Origin of the sequence: Streptomyces sp. NPDC059003 (genome assembly GCF_042740445.1) — a bacterium.
GTDB lineage: Bacteria > Actinomycetota > Actinomycetes > Streptomycetales > Streptomycetaceae > Streptomyces.
The window spans coordinates 13,985-30,626 of record NZ_JBHYJH010000059.1 but is presented as its reverse complement, the minus strand read 5'-3'; the positions used below and the strand labels follow the sequence as shown (position 1 = coordinate 30,626).

The following is a 16,642-nucleotide window of genomic DNA, read 5'->3' as shown; positions in this document are numbered from 1 at the left end:
GGCCCATCCGTGGACGTCATCGACGAAGGAGTACGCCTGCACCTCGTTCCCCTGCGGCAAAAGCAGGCGAAGGAGTTCGTCGCCCAGTGGCACCGCCACCACCAGCCGCCGCCAGGGGCCGTGTTCACCGTTGGCGCCGCCGACCAGCACGGCGTGCTGCGGGCCGTCGCCATCGTCGGCCGCCCGGTCGCACGGCACCTGGACAACGGCGAAACACTGGAGGTCACCCGCACGGCGACGGACGGCGTGCGCAACGCCAACAGCCTGCTCTACGGCGCTTGCTGGCGCGCCGCGCGAGGGCTCGGGTACTCCCGCCTGATCACCTACACGCAGGACGGGGAGAGCGGCGCAAGCCTGCGCGGCGCCGGGTGGCGGGTCATTGCGCAGCGCCCGCCGCGGGGCGGCTGGCACTGCTCGTCTCGCCCTCGTATCCCGCGAGGAACCGAGCACGTTGCGCGGACTCTTTGGGAGGCCCAGTAGCGCTTGGCTCAGCGCGCGACGTTAGCCCTCCGCTCTCCCCACAGTTCCGGGACCCGATCACCGGAACCCAGGGAGATGCCCGTCATGGCAGGCGAGACCGCCAACAACAACGAGATCGTCGTTCCGTCGCTCACCCGCGTATGGCTGGCCGCAGTCGGCACTGACGCGCCGGCCGACGCCACCGTCGCGATGCCCGACGGCTGGCGTTCCGTCGGGTTCACCACCGAGGACTCGCTCAAGTTCAACAATGAGCCCAACTTCGAGCAGGTCCGTAGCGCCCAGTCCTCGCACCCGACCCGGACCTTCCAGACCCAGGACGCCTCGACGATCGAGGTTGATCTTCAGCAGTGGTCCGGCGCCAACTTCCAGGCCGTATACGGCGGGGGCGAGATCGCCGAAGTCACCGCCAAGGACAACAAGAAGCACTACAGGTTCACGCCGCCCCGGATCGGTGGCCGCACCGAGATCGCCGCGTGCATCGAGGTAGTCGACGGCGGCAAGCACTACCGATACATGGTCCCGCGCTCGATGCAGATGGAGGGCGTGAGCACCGAGTTCGCCAAGGCGAAGGAGAGCGTGCTGCCGCTGCGTCTGGCCGTGCAGGGCGGCGACGATACCGATGCCTGGTACGTCATCACCGACGACCCGAGTTTCGCCCCTCCGGCCGTCAAGCCGCCGTCGGGCGGCTGACCTCTCGTGGCAGCGCGCGACACAAGCCTCACCGGCTTGCCAGTGTCCGCGCGCTGCCGCACCCCGCGACTCAGCCCGCACGCACGAGAGGCCCGCCCTTCATGTCCTTCGTCATAGACCTCGACGCCGCCGAACGCCGGGAGGTCCAGTACCCCCACGGCATCCCGGTCAAGTACCGCGACGAGCAGTTCATTTACCCGGCGGAGCTGCCCGCGAGGGCTCTCGATCCTCTGCTCTCCGACGAACTCGATCTCGTCGGCCTGCTCCGCGATGTTGTTGAGGCCAGCGAGAACCCGACGACGTCCGTGGTGATCGGCCTCCTCTTCAAGCGCCCGAAGCTTCCGCGCCGCTTCGTCGACGCGATCTATGAGGTGCACCGCATCCTCCTCGGCCAGGAGGAGTACCAGCGGTTCGAGGACCTTGGACCCTCCCTGTCCGCGTACGGCCGCCTCACCATGGGTCTGATCAAGGTCTATGGAGTTGACCTGGGAAAGCTCTTTGGGCTGGGCGTCTCCTCCGAGAGCGATGGGGAGACGTCGAGTCCGACCTCAGCCTCCACCACGGGCTCGACGCCCGAGGGATCTGGCGAGAGCCAGGAGAGCCCGGCTTCATCGGACTGAGGCGTCTGATCGTCCTGGTCGACGGCCTGCCCGAGGGCTCCCGCGTCCAGTCCGCCCCCATCTCCGGGTGGACCAAGGAGACGGAACTCCTGGCCCAGCTCATCGAAGAGGTCAGCATCCTGGCCGCCGATCGGCGACGTGACGAACCGACGTCCATCCCTCGCCCGTACAACCCCGCCGATGCCGCTCGCCCGCGGCCCGGCGCGCCCCCGCAGCAGCATTCCACTGCCCCGACGTTGACGGGGCACCGGCAGATGCTGGCGGCGGCGATGCAGAGAGGAATGGTCCATGGCTGAGGGCCTGCAGGCTGGCCGCCTGGACGTGCCGGTCGTCGCTGACCTCGCCGGGTTCGCTCGTGAACTGCGCACGAAGGTCGAGGAGTTCTCCCAGGGCCTGGCCGTCAAGGTCAAGGTCAAGGTCGACGACAAGAACCTGCGCAAGAAGCTCGAAGCCGCTGTCAAGGAGGCGTCGAAGGGCGTTCGCGCCAAGGTCAAGATCAAGGTCGACGACCGGCGACTCCGCTCCGAGTTGGACGGTATCGCGCGGCGTATCGCCGGGACGGACGTCCGCGTGCCCGTGCGGCCCGACGGCGACTCCGACAGTCACAGCCGCAATGGCGGCCTGCTGTCTGGCGTCCGCGATCTGATCCGCGGTGCACAGGGTGAAGCTGACCGCACTCCGGTCAACGTGCCGGTACGGATGCGTCTCCCGCGCGGCCGCCGGTCGATGCGGATGCTCGGCTTCGGCTCGCTGCTCTCCCTGGCGCAGCCCGCCGTCGCCGCGCTCACCCAGTACGGAGCGGGGCTGACTGCACTCGTCTCGGCGGCCGCGCCCGCGGTCGGCGTCCTGGGTGCGATACCCGGCTTGATCGCCGCGGCGGGCGCCGCGGCGATCGGCACGAAGGTTGCCTTCAGCGGGTTCGGCGAGGCGCTGAAGCAGACTCTAAAGGCGCAGCAGCAGGCGGCCAGCGGCGCTAAGTTGACCAAGGCGCAGGAGCAGGCGCTGGCACAGTCCCTTGAAGGTCTGTCCGCCTCGGCGCGCAAGTCCGTCACGACGGTTGCCAGCCTGAGCAGTGCATGGCGCAGGATGCGCCAGTCGGTGCAGGAACGTTTCTTCTCGCAGGTCTCGGACGAGATCAAGCCGCTGTCATCCTCGGTGCTGCCGCTCCTGAAGACCTCGCTCGGCGATGCCGCCGGGCAGATGGGCACCCTGGCCAAGCGCGGCGCGCAGTTCATGCAGAGTGGCCCGTTCCGCCGGGACTTCAAGAAGATCGCGTCCACCAACAGCACAGCGGTCGGGCACATGACCGATGGGCTGGCGAACCTCGGGCACGCAAGCCTCGACTTCCTGGTGGCGTCCGGCCCTTTTGTGGAGCGGGTCAGCCGCGGCGCCGAAGGCCTTACGCGGTGGATGCGGGCCTCTGTCCAGGCCGGGAAGGAGACCGGTTCCCTGGAGCGGTTCCTTGACCACGCCGGGGACAAAGCCGCGCAGCTAGGCCGCTCCACTTGGGATCTGGTCAAGGGCCTGGGAGGCGTCGGCAGGGCCGCCCAGGACTCGGGCAATGCTCTCCTCGACGGGTTCGAGGGCACCATGACCCGCTTCAAGCGGTGGTCGAACTCGGCCAAGGGCCAGTCGTCGATGAAGCAGTTTTTCAGCGATGCTGCGCCCACGTTCCATGAGCTGAACCGCCTGGCTGGGGACTTCTTCCGGGGGCTGGGCCGGGCGGCGAAGGACAACGGGGTCACGGACCTCATCCGGCAGATCCGCACCGAGCTGATGCCGGCGCTCGGGGACTTCTTCAACGGTATCGGCCAGTCCATCGGTCCAACCTTGATCGGCCTGGTCTCCAACCTGGCCACCGCGATCGGAAACCTGGCCGCCGCTGGAAGCGGGCTCGGTGTACTGCTGGGTGCCCTCAACGGCCTCCTGCACGTCTTCAATTCGCTGATGGGCGTGGTTCCCGGAGCCAACACCGTGCTGTCCACGCTCCTGGGCACGCTGATCGCTCTGAAGATCGTCTCTGCCGTCTCCACCGCGCTACGCGGCCTCGGCTCATCGGTCATGACCGCAGGCCGCTCTGTGAACACCACGGTGGGCGTCCTGCGCAACGGCACCACCGTCGCCGGACAGCAGGTCTCCGTCTGGAACCAGATGCGCACCGCCTACCGGGGAGCAGCCTCCGAAGGGGGCCGCCTGTCGGGCACGCTGCGCGGCATCGGCGCCGCGAACCGGACCGCTTCCCGGACCCTCGGCGGTATGACGTCGGCCCTGGGGGGACCTCTCGGCATCGCGATAGCTGGTGTCACGATCGGGCTCGGCCTGCTCGCTGCGAAACAGGAATCCGCCGCCCGCGCGGCCGCCGCGCACGAGGAGCGCATCAGCTCTCTGGCGCAGGCCCTCGCGGACTCGAACGGCCAGATCGACGCCAACGTCAGGTCCCAGGCAGCGCAGTACCTCCAGGACGTCAAACTCTCCGACGGCAAGGGCAAATTGGTTGATGTTCTGCGCAATGCGGACGTCAGCCTCAAGCAGGTCACCGACGCCTACCTCGACCAGGGCGGCTCGATCGACGGCCTGGAGAAGAAGCTGAGGACGCTCGCGAAGGAGACAGAGCACTACGCCAAGATCGGCGCCGACACCTACGTCCCCAAGATGACCCCGGAGGGCGAGAAGTACCAGGCCGCCGCGGATGCCCTGAAGGGGATGAGCGGGGAGCTGGACAAGTCGAAGAGCAAGGCGAAGGAACTCAATGCGGCGGTGAACGGGACGGCCAGCACCGGCACGTCCGCGTACGACCGGTTGCAGTCCGCCGTGCAGGGCTTCAGCGACAAGACCAAATCCGCAGACGAGCGGGTCGACAGCTTGCGCCGTGCCCTCGACGCCCTCAACGGCAACTCCCAGTCCTTCCATGACGCGACCGCGCAGCTCAACTCCGTGATGCTGCAGATCGACGACACGATGAAGGGCAATATCGACCGCGCCCAGGGCTGGGGGAAGGCCCTCATCGACAGCGACGGCATGGTGCAGACCTCCACCCGCAATGGCCAGACGCTGAATGGGCAGTTGACGGAGCTGCGCGACGCGATGCTCGGCGTCGCCACCCGTGCTCAGGAGGCCGCGGAGCAGGGGATGATGCCCATGTCCGAGGCGATGGACAAGGGGCAGGCCGCAATGGAGCGGGCCCGCTCGAAGGCGATCCAGCTCGCCATGGATATGGGCATCCCTAAGGCGCAGGCCACCGCCCTCGCCAACCAGATGGGATTCATCCCGGACACCGTCACCACGTTGATGACGACCAAGGGCATCCCGGAGTCCACCGCCCAGATCCTCGGGCTCCGCGGCAAGCTCGACAGTCTCGGCGCCGGAAAGTCGATCACCGTCAAGGCTCCGACCGGCGAGGCACGCAAGCAGCTCGAACTCCTCGGGTTCAAGGTGCAAACGCTGCCTGGCGGGAAACGCGTGAAGGTCACCGCGCCGACCGGCGGCGCCCGCGTCAGCATCGCCGCTCTCGCCCAGGACATCGCGAACGCGCCCAACCGCAAGAACGTCACGGTCAACGCCATCATCAAGCGGGCCACGACCGACCTGACAGCGATCCGCAACAAGGTCGCGGGCCTACCACCCGGCAAGAAGCTGAAGATGGAAGCGCCAACCAGGGTGGCGCAGCAGGCGATCAGGGACCTGGGCTTCAAGGTCAAAGGCCTCAAGGGCAAGAAGGTCGAGATCACCGCGCCCACTGGGTCAGCGTCCTCCCAGGTGGCAGCGATCCAGCGCAAGATCAACTCGTTGACCGGCAAGACGGTGCACGTCACGGTCCAGTACTCCGCGAAGGGCAAGCCGTACGTCTCCGAACACGCTGATGGCGGGATCGTCCGATACGCCAACGGCGGCATCCGGCGCCTCGGCTCCCGCGTGAAGACGTTCGCACGCGGCACCGAGCGGCACGTCGCTCAGATCGCGCGCCCCGGTGAGTGGCGGCTGTGGGCGGAGCCGGAGACCGGCGGCGAGGCGTACATCCCGCTCGCCCCGAGTAAGAGGAGGCGGTCCGCGGCGATCCTCGATCAGGTCGCGAAGCAGTTCGGTGGACGCGTCGTGTACTTCGCCGATGGCGCCTTGCGCCAGCACGCGCGCGGCGCGGCCGCCGTCTACCACTCCAGCACGCGGGCCCCGCGCTCGTCGCGTGCGGCCGTTCCCGCGGGCAACAGCGCGGCGCTCGTCGGCGGCGATCTGAACATCAACGTCGGCCAGGTCGCCGGCATGGGCAATGCCATGGAGGACGCCATGTACGAACTGCGCAAGGTCCGGCTCGGCGGAGGGGTGGGCTGATGCGCAACGGCGAGTGGTACCTGGGCTACTACTCCTACAACGACACCCCCGGCGCCGCCCTGCGCTTCGGAACGCACGCCAGCGGCCTGTACTTCCTGAGCGAGCCCGAGGTGAAGTTCGCCGACCCCGACGTCGGCGACCAGGCTCTGCCCGGGGAGGACGGCACCCGCCTCGGCCGCGACTACCAGCGCACGGCCAACGTCACCTTCGAGATCGGTGTGGACGCCGTCGACGCCCCGGTTGACCGGCATTTCCCCAGGCCGTACTGGATGCTCACGCATGGCCGGATCGGCGACTGGGACGACAACCCGTTGTACCTGGAGTTCCTGAAAAAACAGGGCACTCGGGCGGAGTGGGTGCAAAACGGCGTTGGGATGCTGCGGCAGGTGTGGCGGGCTGACGCGATCCGCATGCGCCCTACCCGGGTGGCGTGGCTGCTGCACAAGTCCGGCGGGCGTGTGCGCCGCCTGTACGGGCGGCCCCGCAAGTTCGACGTCGCCCACACACGGTTCGCCTCCCGCGGCTACGTGCCGGTGATCGCTGAGTTCCAGGCCCTCGACGACCGCTTCTACGACGACGAGGAGCAGGTCGAGGAGATGTGGGACATGTCCGGCTTCAACATTCCGTGGCGCCCCGGACGTCCGTGGGGGGACATCCTGCCGCCGTGGATGACGCAGCCGGTGCGCAAGTCCGTCGTTGTGCGGCACGCCGGACGGATCGCCACCCAGCCGGTCATCGTCATCAAGGGCCCCTGCAAGTCCCCGAAGGTCACCTTCCGGGACCTGTGGTCGGTGCACCTCAACATGACGATCCGCGAAGGCGAATCCGTGGAGATCGACACGCGGCCCTTCTCCCGCACTGTGCTGCTCACCAAGAAGGGCGGCGCGGAGTCCTCAGTCGCCGACAAGCTCACCCGCTCCTCCCCGCGCCTGGCGGACATGACGATCCCGCCAGGCATCTGGAGGGCCTCGCTGTCCTACAGCCGTCTCGACAAGCGCGGTCCCGGCCCCCGCGTCCAAATCCGGTGGCGCAACGCGCACACCTGGTGGTGACCTGCGGCTGCTACCGGCTCTGGGTGCTCTCGGGCCGGTCAGCGGGCAGCGGGCGACAGTAGCCGTGCCGTCCGTCACCCTCCCGTCTCACCTGGCAGAACGGTGAAGGGAGGCCCACGGTGTGGGATGGCATTCCGTGGTTCGTGGAGGGCACGGCGACCAGCGAGGAGACGCTGCGCCTGGTGGTGGCAGCCGCGAGCGGCGGCGGGGAGGGCATCGTGGCGCCAGCGGACCTGGTCGTGTCGGCGCTGGAAGTCCCCGGCCCGGCTGTGCAGGTCGGTACTGGCGCGATGATCGCCTCCCGGCCAGGCTCCGGCGCGGGCGGGCAGGCGTATGCCGCGCGGCTGCCCACCGTCGACCTGGTCGACATCGAGCCCACGACCGCCGACGGCCCGCGCTCCGATCTGATCATCGTGCGGATTGAGGACCCCTACGGCGGCGAGACGTGGCCGCTGCCGGAAGATCCGTCGGTCGGCCCCTACGTTCACACTCGTGTGATCTCGGACGTGCCGCCAGGCACCACCAGCATCCAGGACGTGGACGCTTCCTCCACGGCCGTCACGCTAGCCCGCGTGGATGTGCCCGCCTCGACGTCCGTCATCACCCAGGGCATGGTCAGCGACCTGCGGCGCCTGGCGCGTCCGCGCTCCCAGACGGTGCGCCACTACCTGCACAGCGCCTGGGCCACCCCCGACGATCTCGGCCCGATCAGCGACGCGTGGGAGGACTTCCCGCTCGGTGCGCGCTGGCAGGAGGCGGTGCCCGCGTGGGCCACGCACGTCACCGTGCACGCCCACCTGACCGGGGTGCTGCACCCCGACGCCACGGAGGCCGCGGTGCGGCTGCGGGTCAGCGTCGGCGAGCAGTTCGGCGGCGGCTTCCCGCTCGCCAGCCAGCACGCGGGCCGCCACGCCGCGTTCACCGGGGGCACGTTCGCGCTCACTCCGGCCGAGCGCGGCACGGCGCTGCCCGTGGCGGTGCAGGGCATCGGCACCGAGGGCAAGACGGGGGTGCTGCGCGCGGACGACGCGACCGTGCTCGCCGTAGAGATCACTTACCACCAGGCGCCGGTGACGGCATGAGCGGATGGCGCTACATCGCCCAGCGGGCCACCACCGGCGACTTCCTCGACTGGGACGTGCCACTCATCCCCGACAATCCCCCCAAGAACGAGCTGAACGGCCCCGGATCGCTGACGGGCACGATCAGCCCCGAGTACCTGCGGCTGATGGCCAAACCCGATGGGCTGCCGATCATCGCCGAGTGGTCGACGGCGATCTACGCCGAGTACAACGGGCACATCCGCTGGGGCGGCCTGGTGACGCGCCTGTCCTACCAGGGGCAGGCGATGCGTGTGGAGTGCGCCGGGTACACGGCCTACCCCGCCGGCATGCCGTACCTGGGATCGACGATCATCTCCGGCGGCAAGATCAAGCAGAAGTGGAAGTACGACGGGCGGGACAAGAACCACGACGGCTACATCGACGGCAGCAGGCCGAGGCGGAAGATGCCGCCGCGCCCCAAGGACAAGGTCAGTCGCCGCTGGGACGCCTACGACGTCGTCCGGCACATCTGGGCCCACCTGCAGGACTACAAGTACGGCGACCTGGGCCTGCGCGTCGACCGCCACGACTCCGGGCACCTGCTGGGCTCCGCCAAGGGGACCGACCCTTGGGAGCTGAAGTGGTGGGAGCATCCGGACTGCGGTCAGGTCATCTCCGAGGTGATGCGCCTGGCCAAAGCGGACTTCCGTGAGCGGCACCGCTGGGAGGGCAACCGCGAGAAGATCAACCACTACCTCGACCTGGGCACGCGCCGCCTCGGCAAGGCCCGTCGCGACCTGCGATTCGCCAGCGGCGAGAACATCATCGAGATCGCCACCCCGGGCGGGCAAGGCGACTTCTACGCCAACCAGGTCTACGTCTTGGGTAAAGGCTCCGGGCGCAAGACACCCCGCGCGCGGGTGGCGCACTACGACAAGCGGCTGCGCCGGGCCCGGGTCATCACCCGCAAGGCCACCAAGTCGCACCGGACGCTGATGGCGTACGGGCGCACCGAGCGCGCCAAGCACAGCCAGCAGCTCACGATTCCCTCGATCGCGGTGCGCCAGCACCCCAACGCGCCGTTGGGCGCGTGGCACACCGGGGACCGCATCCTCGTCCAGGTCGACGTGCCTTGGGTCGGGGAGCTGGCCCTCTGGCACCGCATCACCGCCGAGGAGATCGACCCCGCCTCCGGCACCGCGGTCCTCACCCTCACCCGCGCCGACCGCTACAGCTAGGGGGCTTCGATCATGCAGTCGTTTCGCCTCGATGAACGCGAAAACTCCCGCCGGTTCGCCGAATACCTGCACGAGCTGGAGCGGCGCATCGAGGACCTGGAGCGCGCCAACCAGCTCACCGACGCCAGCATCGAGGGCGGGGCGATCGACGTCTACGACGACGAGGGCTCGCTCCAGGTCGTCATCGGAGACCAGCCCGACGGCACGACCGGGGTCATCCACGTCAACGGCCCGCCCCCGCCCACTCCCACCGCGCCGCAGCTCGCCGCCGCGCGCGGCGGCACCGCTGTCACCTGGGACGGCCTCTACACCGACGCCGACGTAGCCCCGCTGGACTTCTCCCGCGTCGAGGTGCACGCGGCCACCGCCGCGGTGTACGAGCCCACCCAGCTCACCCAGGTCGGCACCATCGAGTCCCCGCGCGGCGGTACCTTCACCGTCCCCACCGACGTGCCCGTGTACGTGCGCCTCGTGGCCCGCAATCTCTCCGGCACCGCGAGCCTGCCCTCCGCGGCCGCGGGCCGCGTGGGGCCGCAGAAGGTGGTCGCCGAGGACGTCCTGGACGGCATCGTGTCGGAGACCAAACTCGCGGCCGCCGCGGTGACCGCCGCGAAGATCGCGCTCGGCGCGGTCAACAGCAACGGCCTGGCGGACAGTTCGGTGACCACCGGCAAGCTCGTGGCCCTGTCCGTGACGGCGGACCGGCTGGCGGCGCTGTCGGTGACGGCGGAGAAGATCGCCTCCCTGGCGGTGACGACCGACAAGCTGGCTGCGCTGGCGGTGACGGCCGACAAGATCGCCGCGAACTCCGTGGACGCCTCCCACATCCGCGCGGGCTCCCTCGACGCCACCCACATCAAAGCGGGCTCGATCACCACGGACCGGCTCACCATCGCCAGCACCCCGAACATGCTCCCCGACCCGAGCTTCGAGGGCCCGGCCGGCGCCGCGCTGGTCGCCGGGCTGACCCACTGGAGCGTCGTGGGCCCCGGCAACAACTCGGCGAAGGCGCTCCAGGTCAACGCCGTCAACGCCACCCCCGTCACCCGCTCCATGCCGCTGCTGGCCCTCCCGCTCCTGCCCGGCCAGCAACTGCGCCTGGCCATCGACGCGCGGCCGTCCGAGGACTGGATGGGCACCTCCATCCGGATCTACGCCCGCTGGATCGATGCCGCGGGCGGCATCACCTTCAGCCACGTCACCCGCACCAGCCCCGTGCTCGGCGCGTGGAACGCGCTCGCCGGAACCATCACCGCGCCTGCGGGCACCGTCAGCGCCGAGGTGCGCATCGCCACCTACGACTCCACCGCGGGCACCGTCGCCTTCGACAACGCTGCCATCCAACCCGTCATCAGCCAGGTACAGATCGCGGACGGGGCGATCACCGCGGACAAGCTGAGCGCGGATGCGATCAACGGCAAGGTCATCACCGGCGCCACCGTGCGCACCGCCGCGTCCGGACCGCGTCTCGTGATGGACGACTCCCGGCTGACTGCCTACGGAGCCGGAAGGCGGCGCATCGTCCTCGAACCGAACGCTGACGCCCCCTTCCTCTACTTCACCTCGGACGACGGCACCAACTACGCGCACATCCAGGTCGCCGGGACCGGCTCCGACGCCGCACTGATCAGTAACAGCGGGAAATTCACCGACGCAGGCAAGACCTACCGCTGGAGGACGTACCAGGGCGAGGACAAGTGGGTCGCCGAGCGCGTGCTCGACGGCACGGCAGTGGCCACCGGCGGCCGGATCCACCTCACACCGGCACAGGCCACGATCAGCGGCCCCACCATCCGGGCCGAGGGCGTCTTCCGCGCCGACAACATCGTGACGGGCGTCGTGAAGGTCAACCCCACACCCGGCAAGCCCACCCCGGTCACCCTGTCCGGTGGCAGCATCAGGGGCTCGAAGTTCCGGGCCCAGGTCACGGCGAACACTGCCTACCCCGGGACCCGCGTGACCGGGGTGGGCTTCACCGCCCTCTCGTCGGAGGGCATGACCATCTGGGTCACCCGGACCGACGGCGACGAGACGACCGTCCACTGGCAGATCATCGGAGAGGACTGATGGAGGCCACAGAGGAAGAGGCGATGCCGCACTCGCAGCGCATGATCGCGATCTGCCGCACCGCCGCATGCGCCGCGAACGGAATCCCCTACCCCGGCACCTACTACGCCGCCCCCGAGCCGCCGATCTACCGCGGCGTCTGCATGGGCTGCGGACAGCCGATCACCGACCTCGTACCGGTCAGGGAGTGAGGCCAAGACACTAGGCGCCGCCTCTGTGCAGTGTGCGCGGTGCGGGGAGCCGCGGGCTCCGTCGGCCCCGGCTCCCGCGCACCCATGATCGATCGACTGAGGGAGTGCCAGTGGATGGGCTCGTCTCGCTGGCACCCGTACTGGCACCCGTACTCGCCCCTCTGTTCGGGATGCTCGGCGCGTTGGGCGGCGCGTGGCTGGTGTACCGGCAGGCCAAGAAGAAGAACGACAGCGACGCCCACGTGGCCGCGATCCGGACGGTCACCGACGGTTTCACCAGCCTCCTGGAGCAGCAGCGCGCTGCCGCGACGCAGACCCAGGAGAGGATGGCGTCCCTCGAAGCGAAGTACAGCGACCTCGAGCGCCGCGTCGAGCATCTGCAGGAAGAGCAGCGACAGTGGCGCCGCTGGAAAGCCGCCGCAATCGAATACATCCACGAGCTTCGCGACCTAGTCCACGGTGTGCTGCACCGACCGGCGCCCGTGCCACCCGCCGAGATCGCCACCGACATCGAGGAGCGCGACACCGCGTAGCCCAGGCCACGACACAAGCCTGTCGGCCCCCGCATGCTCTGCCCTCCACATCATCTGCAGAAGGGCAGAACCTCTATGTCGACCCTCGACTCGATCACTGCTGGCGCCCAGGTCGGCGCTCTCCTCCCCCTGCTCACGGCGATCGTGCAGCGCCCGGCCTGGTCGGCGGAGGTGAAGAAGGTGGTGGCCGTCGCCCTGGCCCTGGTCGCGGGCGTCGTCACCGTCGCGGCCTCCGGCGGCTGGGCGCAGTTCCAGCACGGCACGCTGACCTTCGCCACGCTCACCGCCGTCCTCGCTGCCTCTCAGGCCACATACGACTTGATCTGGAAGCCCAGCAAGCTCGCCCCGGCGATCGAGGCGGTGACCAGCCCGAAGGGCCAGGAGGCGGCCGGTTAGAGCCGCAGGCGGATACCGGGCTGAGGGCCGGCGGGTATCATCCGCACGACGGTGGCCGCCGCGCCGCCGAACTCACTGCGTTGAGGGCTACTGCTGGTTTTCCGGGAGTTTGGGGTTTCTCTTTCCTCCTGGGTCGGGCCAGCGGTCATAGCCCGAGACCACTGCGCGCGTGTAGAGCGCCCAGGGCCGGGGAGTGGTTGCTCCTGCGATGATCCGGCACACGGAGTGGGTTCGGTCGCGTGGCGGCCATCGCCGACTTGCACGGCCGCCACGAGCGGCACACTGCGGCTTGAGAGCAGCGAGCCGAGCTAGGACCAGGAGGAGCCGCCGGGATGGCCGATGCGCAGCTACCTGCCGAGATCGTCACGGCAGAGGTCAAGCGCCTGAAGGGGAAGTCTCACCAGGCGTTCTTCGAGGCGTGGACCACGTACGTACGGGGCGGTACCGACGAGCAGGCCCCGCGCGAAGTGCAGGCGGCCGCATTCCGATCGCCGGATCTGGCCAGCCGCACGCTCACCGCGGCCGACCGTGCCTCCCGCGAGTTCAAGACGGTGGTCGCCCGCCAGGACGGCGAGTCGAAGCGCGAGTACCAGGCCCGCATCAGCGCTTTCCGTAAACAGCTCCAGGAGGCGCGGCAGCCCATCGTCGCCACGGTGGAAAGCCTCGCCGCGGACGAAGCCGAGTACCTGGCACAGCTCGACGACGAGGCGTTCGCCGAGGAGTGGGTAGCGTTCGTCCAGGTGGTCGTCGGTAGCGCGCGGTCCGGGCGCGACTACGTACAGGGCCTGGCATTCCGATCGCCCGAAGTTGCCCCTCGCACCCAGGCTCTGGCCATCAAGATGCTGCGCGCTCCCGAGCAGTTCCTGCCTGCTCGGGAGGACGAGTCACGTAAGGCGCACGCTGCGCGCATCTCACAGTTCCGCTCGCGGCTGGAGGCCGAGCTGCGGTTCCTGCAGTACACCCTGAACTTCTCGGTGGCGCGGTGGGGGCGGATGCCGACCGCTCCGAACAAGCGGCTTCAGGCGATGCGGCTGCTCGTGGAGAAGTATCCGGAGGACTTCTCCAGGCTGCTCAGGGCGGTGCGCGACGACGCGCAGAAGGCGCGCGAGGAGGTACGCCGTCAGCGGCGGTTCGAGCGCCGCGCGCAAGCGCGCCAGACAGACTGACTGTGCAACGAGCACACTGAGGCGCGCCCGATCGGGGCGCGCCCTTCCTCATGTCGGAGTGTGCTTGCGCGCCAAGGTGGCACGCGCGCGCCAGAAGCAGGTCACGTCGTACCGATCCGGGCCCGCGCGGCGACGCGCCACCAGCTCCGGGACCTGGCGCGTCTTCCAGGGCGCGCCTGGCATAGCCGCAGGTCAGATGGTGGCGTGCTCCCGCTACGGCACGCTTCGTGCCGGGCGCGCTTCCACGATGGCGCGCCTCGGATCGGTTGGCGGGCCGGTCGGTGGCGCGCGCCCACAGGCATGGCGCGCCCCGCTGGGCGCGCATCACAAGGCGCGCTGCGCGTCAGCAGCGGGATGGGGGCGCGCGTCACAAGGCTAGGGCGCGCGGTCGGTGCCGGGCCTAGCGCGCGCCCCGGAGTCGCTGAGGGCGCGCCCGCGCGGTAGCTGGAGTTGCGCGGGCGCGCCTTCGACCGGTGACGTGACGTGATGCGGAGGGCGTGTCCCGTACCCGAGGTGGAGCGGTCCAGGCGCTCCCGGCGCCCGTCACCTCACGTCACCTCACCCGACTGTGGCGAGGTCGGTGTAGAGCGTCGCGAACATGTCGGCGATCTTCAGCTCCGGCTTGCCCGCGAGCCGGTAGGCGTTGGCGACGTCCCTCTCACCGCGCTCCTCCAGCAAGCCGATCACCATGGCCCGGTTGTCCATGACGTACGTCCGCAGCCGCGTCATCGGCGGCGGGGTCCCCTCGTCCGGCCCGGCGATCGGGGCCAGATGTTCTTCCATCGGGATGCCCAGGATGCGGGCCTGGATCTCCGCCTCGGTGAGCAGCACCGCCATCACCTTGTTCATCTTGTTCGCCTGGGAGGGCCGGGGCCGGGGAAGGTCTTGCGGTTCCTCGGCTTCGCTGACTTCCTCGGGACGCTCAGGCGTGGGCGGCTCCTCGGCCGGGTCCGGGGGCGGCGGCGTCCCCTCTCCGGTCCGGTCGGGCTGGTCCGCGTCCGTCGGCTCGGGCTGCTCGCTGGTCTCCTCGCGCCCGTGACCGGCAGCTGGGGCTCGTTGCTTGCTGCTGTCGTCCGCCTGTGCTTGGTCCGCCTTCGCCCTGAGGTGGTCGAGGGATCTGGTGATCAGGTCGTCGGCGCTCATCTTCCCCCAGGCGGTCTTCGTGGGGAGGGCTTTGAGTGCGCGGCGGCCGTGCTCCTCGCGCAGGTCGCGCAGGGCCTGCTCTGGATCGGCAGGGTGCATGAGAGCGTCGCGGATCAGTTTGGCGGCCTGCTCACTGCTCAGGGCCGGAGTCTGCCTGGCTGGGGTGGGGCGGGGCGCACTCTGCGGTGGCTGCTGGCCGTGCTCCTGCAATTCTGGGTCGGGTCTCAGTTCGGACGAGGAACGTGATTCGGCCGCGTCTTGCAGACCAAGGCGGCGCAGCAGTGTGTCCACGCTGAAGTCGTGAAACCTCTGGGTCTCGCCGGGCTGGATCTCCATGTGCAGGGTGCGCACGCCAGTCAGCCATGCTTCGCCGAGCGCGTGGAGTTCCACGATCGCGTCGACGGCCGCGGGGAGGTTCTTCTCCGCCTTCACCTTTCGAGTGGTGTTGCGCGTGGGCTTGTCGTTCTCGAAGGCCGTGACGACCTCCTGCCGGGCGATCAGCAGGACTGGGCCGGAGTGGCGGCGCAGCAGCCAAAGGAAGTTACCCCATCTGTCCTTGGCGCGGTTCCACAGGTCGGAGTCGATGACGACCGGGTCGTCGAGGGTGGGCACGCGGGAGCGGTTGTTCTGCGCCTTGCGGATGGCACGCCTGCGCGCGTACAGGGCGATCTCGTCGCTGAGCATGTCCCACAGGGACGTCCCGGAGTCGACGACGAGCATGTTCGGCTTGCCGTCGATGCGCGGCTGGGCGTTCACCCAGCGGATCGCGTCGAGGATGTCTTGGTAGGAGCCGTCGTGCGGGACGATCTCGTAATCGGCGCCGGGGATGCGGCCGTAATAGTCGGCGGTTCCCTCGGTGCCGCCAATCTCGATCCAGTAGGTCATGCCGATCAGGTCGGAGCCGGAGCCGCGCGCGGCCTCGTAGCTCTTTCCGGTTTTCTCCGGACCGGTGAGCAGGATGATCGGCGGGTTGGGCTTGCCGGTGGGCTTCCGGCTCTTGCGGGTGCGCTGGGGCGCGGTGATTCCAGCCACGGAACGGGCCTTTCGCTTCGGGTCTTTCCGGGTTGCTCTCCCGGATGTTGCGGCGTTCAGGGCCTTACCCTCTCCCCCCGACGTCCGCTGTAGTATTTTATCTTGTCTGGGCGGAGAATCAACCCATTCTCAGCAGGTCAGAGACCGGATTTTCCGCAGGTGGATCGCTGTCCTCTCGGTGAACGCGGTACCAGGCGTCGAGGCCCTGTGCGTCGTCGATCCCGTCGAACGGTTCGGCCGGGGCGGACTGCCACTCCTGAACGTCGTCCTCGTACTCGGCCTGTACGGTCGCGGCGTCCCGGCGCTGAAGAGCCTTCGTGATCTCCTGCCACGTCGCACCGCCCAGGGCCTCGGCAAGCACGACCAGGTCGACGAGTTCGTTGGCCAGAACCCGCAGCCGCCGGGCAGCCTCGATCCGTTCACGACAGCTCTGCTCAGAGCTGATGGTGCCCACGCCCAGCCGAGCCAGGTCGGACAGGTCGCGATGCGCGCGGGCCGCCACGAGGCGGGCAACGGTTGCAGAGGCCATGAGAGAGGTCCGTTCGTACCAGCGGCGGGGGGGGGCGGGCGCCGGGGCCGCCGGCCCCACGACCCGGCGGGTGCGCTGAGCCGTCGGGAGGGCCGGCCGCACACCCCGCAGAAGAACAAAAAAAAACCCCGCCCAC

14 protein-coding genes are annotated in these 16,642 nt (G+C 69.2%); 12 read left to right on the top strand and 2 right to left on the bottom strand.

Annotation, left to right across the window (positions count from 1 at the left end):
• Positions 1-9: 9 nt before the first annotated feature.
• The 12 genes from ACFWZ5_RS21455 to ACFWZ5_RS21400 all read left to right on the top strand — a co-directional run bounded on the left by ACFWZ5_RS21455 (position 10) and on the right by ACFWZ5_RS21400 (position 13,802).
• Entirely contained in the window at positions 10-480 is a 471-nt protein-coding gene (locus ACFWZ5_RS21455; RefSeq protein WP_384891027.1) for an XF1762 family protein, read from the top strand.
• 84 nt (positions 481-564) lie between these two features.
• Positions 565-1,170 (top strand): hypothetical protein, encoded by a 606-nt coding sequence (locus tag ACFWZ5_RS21450; protein WP_384891024.1) that lies wholly within the window; start codon positions 565-567, stop codon positions 1,168-1,170.
• 101 nt (positions 1,171-1,271) lie between these two features.
• Positions 1,272-1,790 carry a hypothetical protein gene (locus ACFWZ5_RS21445; RefSeq protein ID WP_384891021.1) on the top strand — a complete coding sequence of 173 codons (519 nt, stop codon included), beginning with the start codon at positions 1,272-1,274 and terminating at the stop codon, positions 1,788-1,790.
• 288 nt (positions 1,791-2,078) lie between these two features.
• The gene (locus ACFWZ5_RS21440) at positions 2,079-6,116 is read left to right on the top strand and encodes a hypothetical protein (protein ID WP_384891018.1); all 4,038 of its coding nucleotides are present in this window, start codon (positions 2,079-2,081) and stop codon (positions 6,114-6,116) included.
• On the top strand, positions 6,116-7,168 hold the full coding sequence (locus ACFWZ5_RS21435) for a hypothetical protein (protein ID WP_384891015.1): 1,053 nt from the start codon (positions 6,116-6,118) through the stop codon (positions 7,166-7,168). The genes ACFWZ5_RS21440 and ACFWZ5_RS21435 overlap by 1 nt, the downstream gene beginning before the upstream one ends.
• A 119-nt stretch (positions 7,169-7,287) precedes the next feature.
• Positions 7,288-8,250, top strand: coding sequence for a hypothetical protein (locus ACFWZ5_RS21430; protein ID WP_384891012.1), 963 nt, complete (start codon positions 7,288-7,290; stop codon positions 8,248-8,250).
• The gene (locus ACFWZ5_RS21425) at positions 8,247-9,449 is read left to right on the top strand and encodes a hypothetical protein (protein WP_384891009.1); all 1,203 of its coding nucleotides are present in this window, start codon (positions 8,247-8,249) and stop codon (positions 9,447-9,449) included. The genes ACFWZ5_RS21430 and ACFWZ5_RS21425 overlap by 4 nt, the downstream gene beginning before the upstream one ends.
• A gap of 12 nt (positions 9,450-9,461) precedes the next feature.
• The gene (locus ACFWZ5_RS21420; RefSeq protein WP_384891006.1) at positions 9,462-11,516 is read left to right on the top strand and encodes a hypothetical protein; all 2,055 of its coding nucleotides are present in this window, start codon (positions 9,462-9,464) and stop codon (positions 11,514-11,516) included.
• Positions 11,516-11,707 carry a hypothetical protein gene (locus ACFWZ5_RS21415; RefSeq protein WP_384891003.1) on the top strand — a complete coding sequence of 64 codons (192 nt, stop codon included), beginning with the start codon at positions 11,516-11,518 and terminating at the stop codon, positions 11,705-11,707. The genes ACFWZ5_RS21420 and ACFWZ5_RS21415 overlap by 1 nt, the downstream gene beginning before the upstream one ends.
• A gap of 110 nt (positions 11,708-11,817) precedes the next feature.
• The gene (locus ACFWZ5_RS21410; RefSeq protein WP_384891000.1) at positions 11,818-12,240 is read left to right on the top strand and encodes a hypothetical protein; all 423 of its coding nucleotides are present in this window, start codon (positions 11,818-11,820) and stop codon (positions 12,238-12,240) included.
• Between the two features lie 75 nt (positions 12,241-12,315).
• Positions 12,316-12,636 carry a hypothetical protein gene (locus ACFWZ5_RS21405; protein WP_384890997.1) on the top strand — a complete coding sequence of 107 codons (321 nt, stop codon included), beginning with the start codon at positions 12,316-12,318 and terminating at the stop codon, positions 12,634-12,636.
• Between the two features lie 332 nt (positions 12,637-12,968).
• Positions 12,969-13,802 (top strand): hypothetical protein, encoded by an 834-nt coding sequence (locus ACFWZ5_RS21400; protein WP_384890994.1) that lies wholly within the window; start codon positions 12,969-12,971, stop codon positions 13,800-13,802.
• 558 nt (positions 13,803-14,360) lie between these two features.
• Here ACFWZ5_RS21400 and ACFWZ5_RS21395 read toward each other — a convergent pair.
• Together ACFWZ5_RS21395 and ACFWZ5_RS21390 are read right to left on the bottom strand one after the other, a co-directional pair.
• The gene (locus ACFWZ5_RS21395) at positions 14,361-15,977 is read right to left on the bottom strand and encodes a hypothetical protein (protein WP_384890991.1); all 1,617 of its coding nucleotides are present in this window, start codon (positions 15,975-15,977) and stop codon (positions 14,361-14,363) included.
• Positions 15,978-16,095: 118 nt separating this feature from the next.
• Complete coding sequence (locus ACFWZ5_RS21390; protein WP_384890988.1) at positions 16,096-16,506, bottom strand: hypothetical protein; 411 nt, start codon at positions 16,504-16,506, stop codon at positions 16,096-16,098.
• Positions 16,507-16,642: the final 136 nt, after the last annotated feature.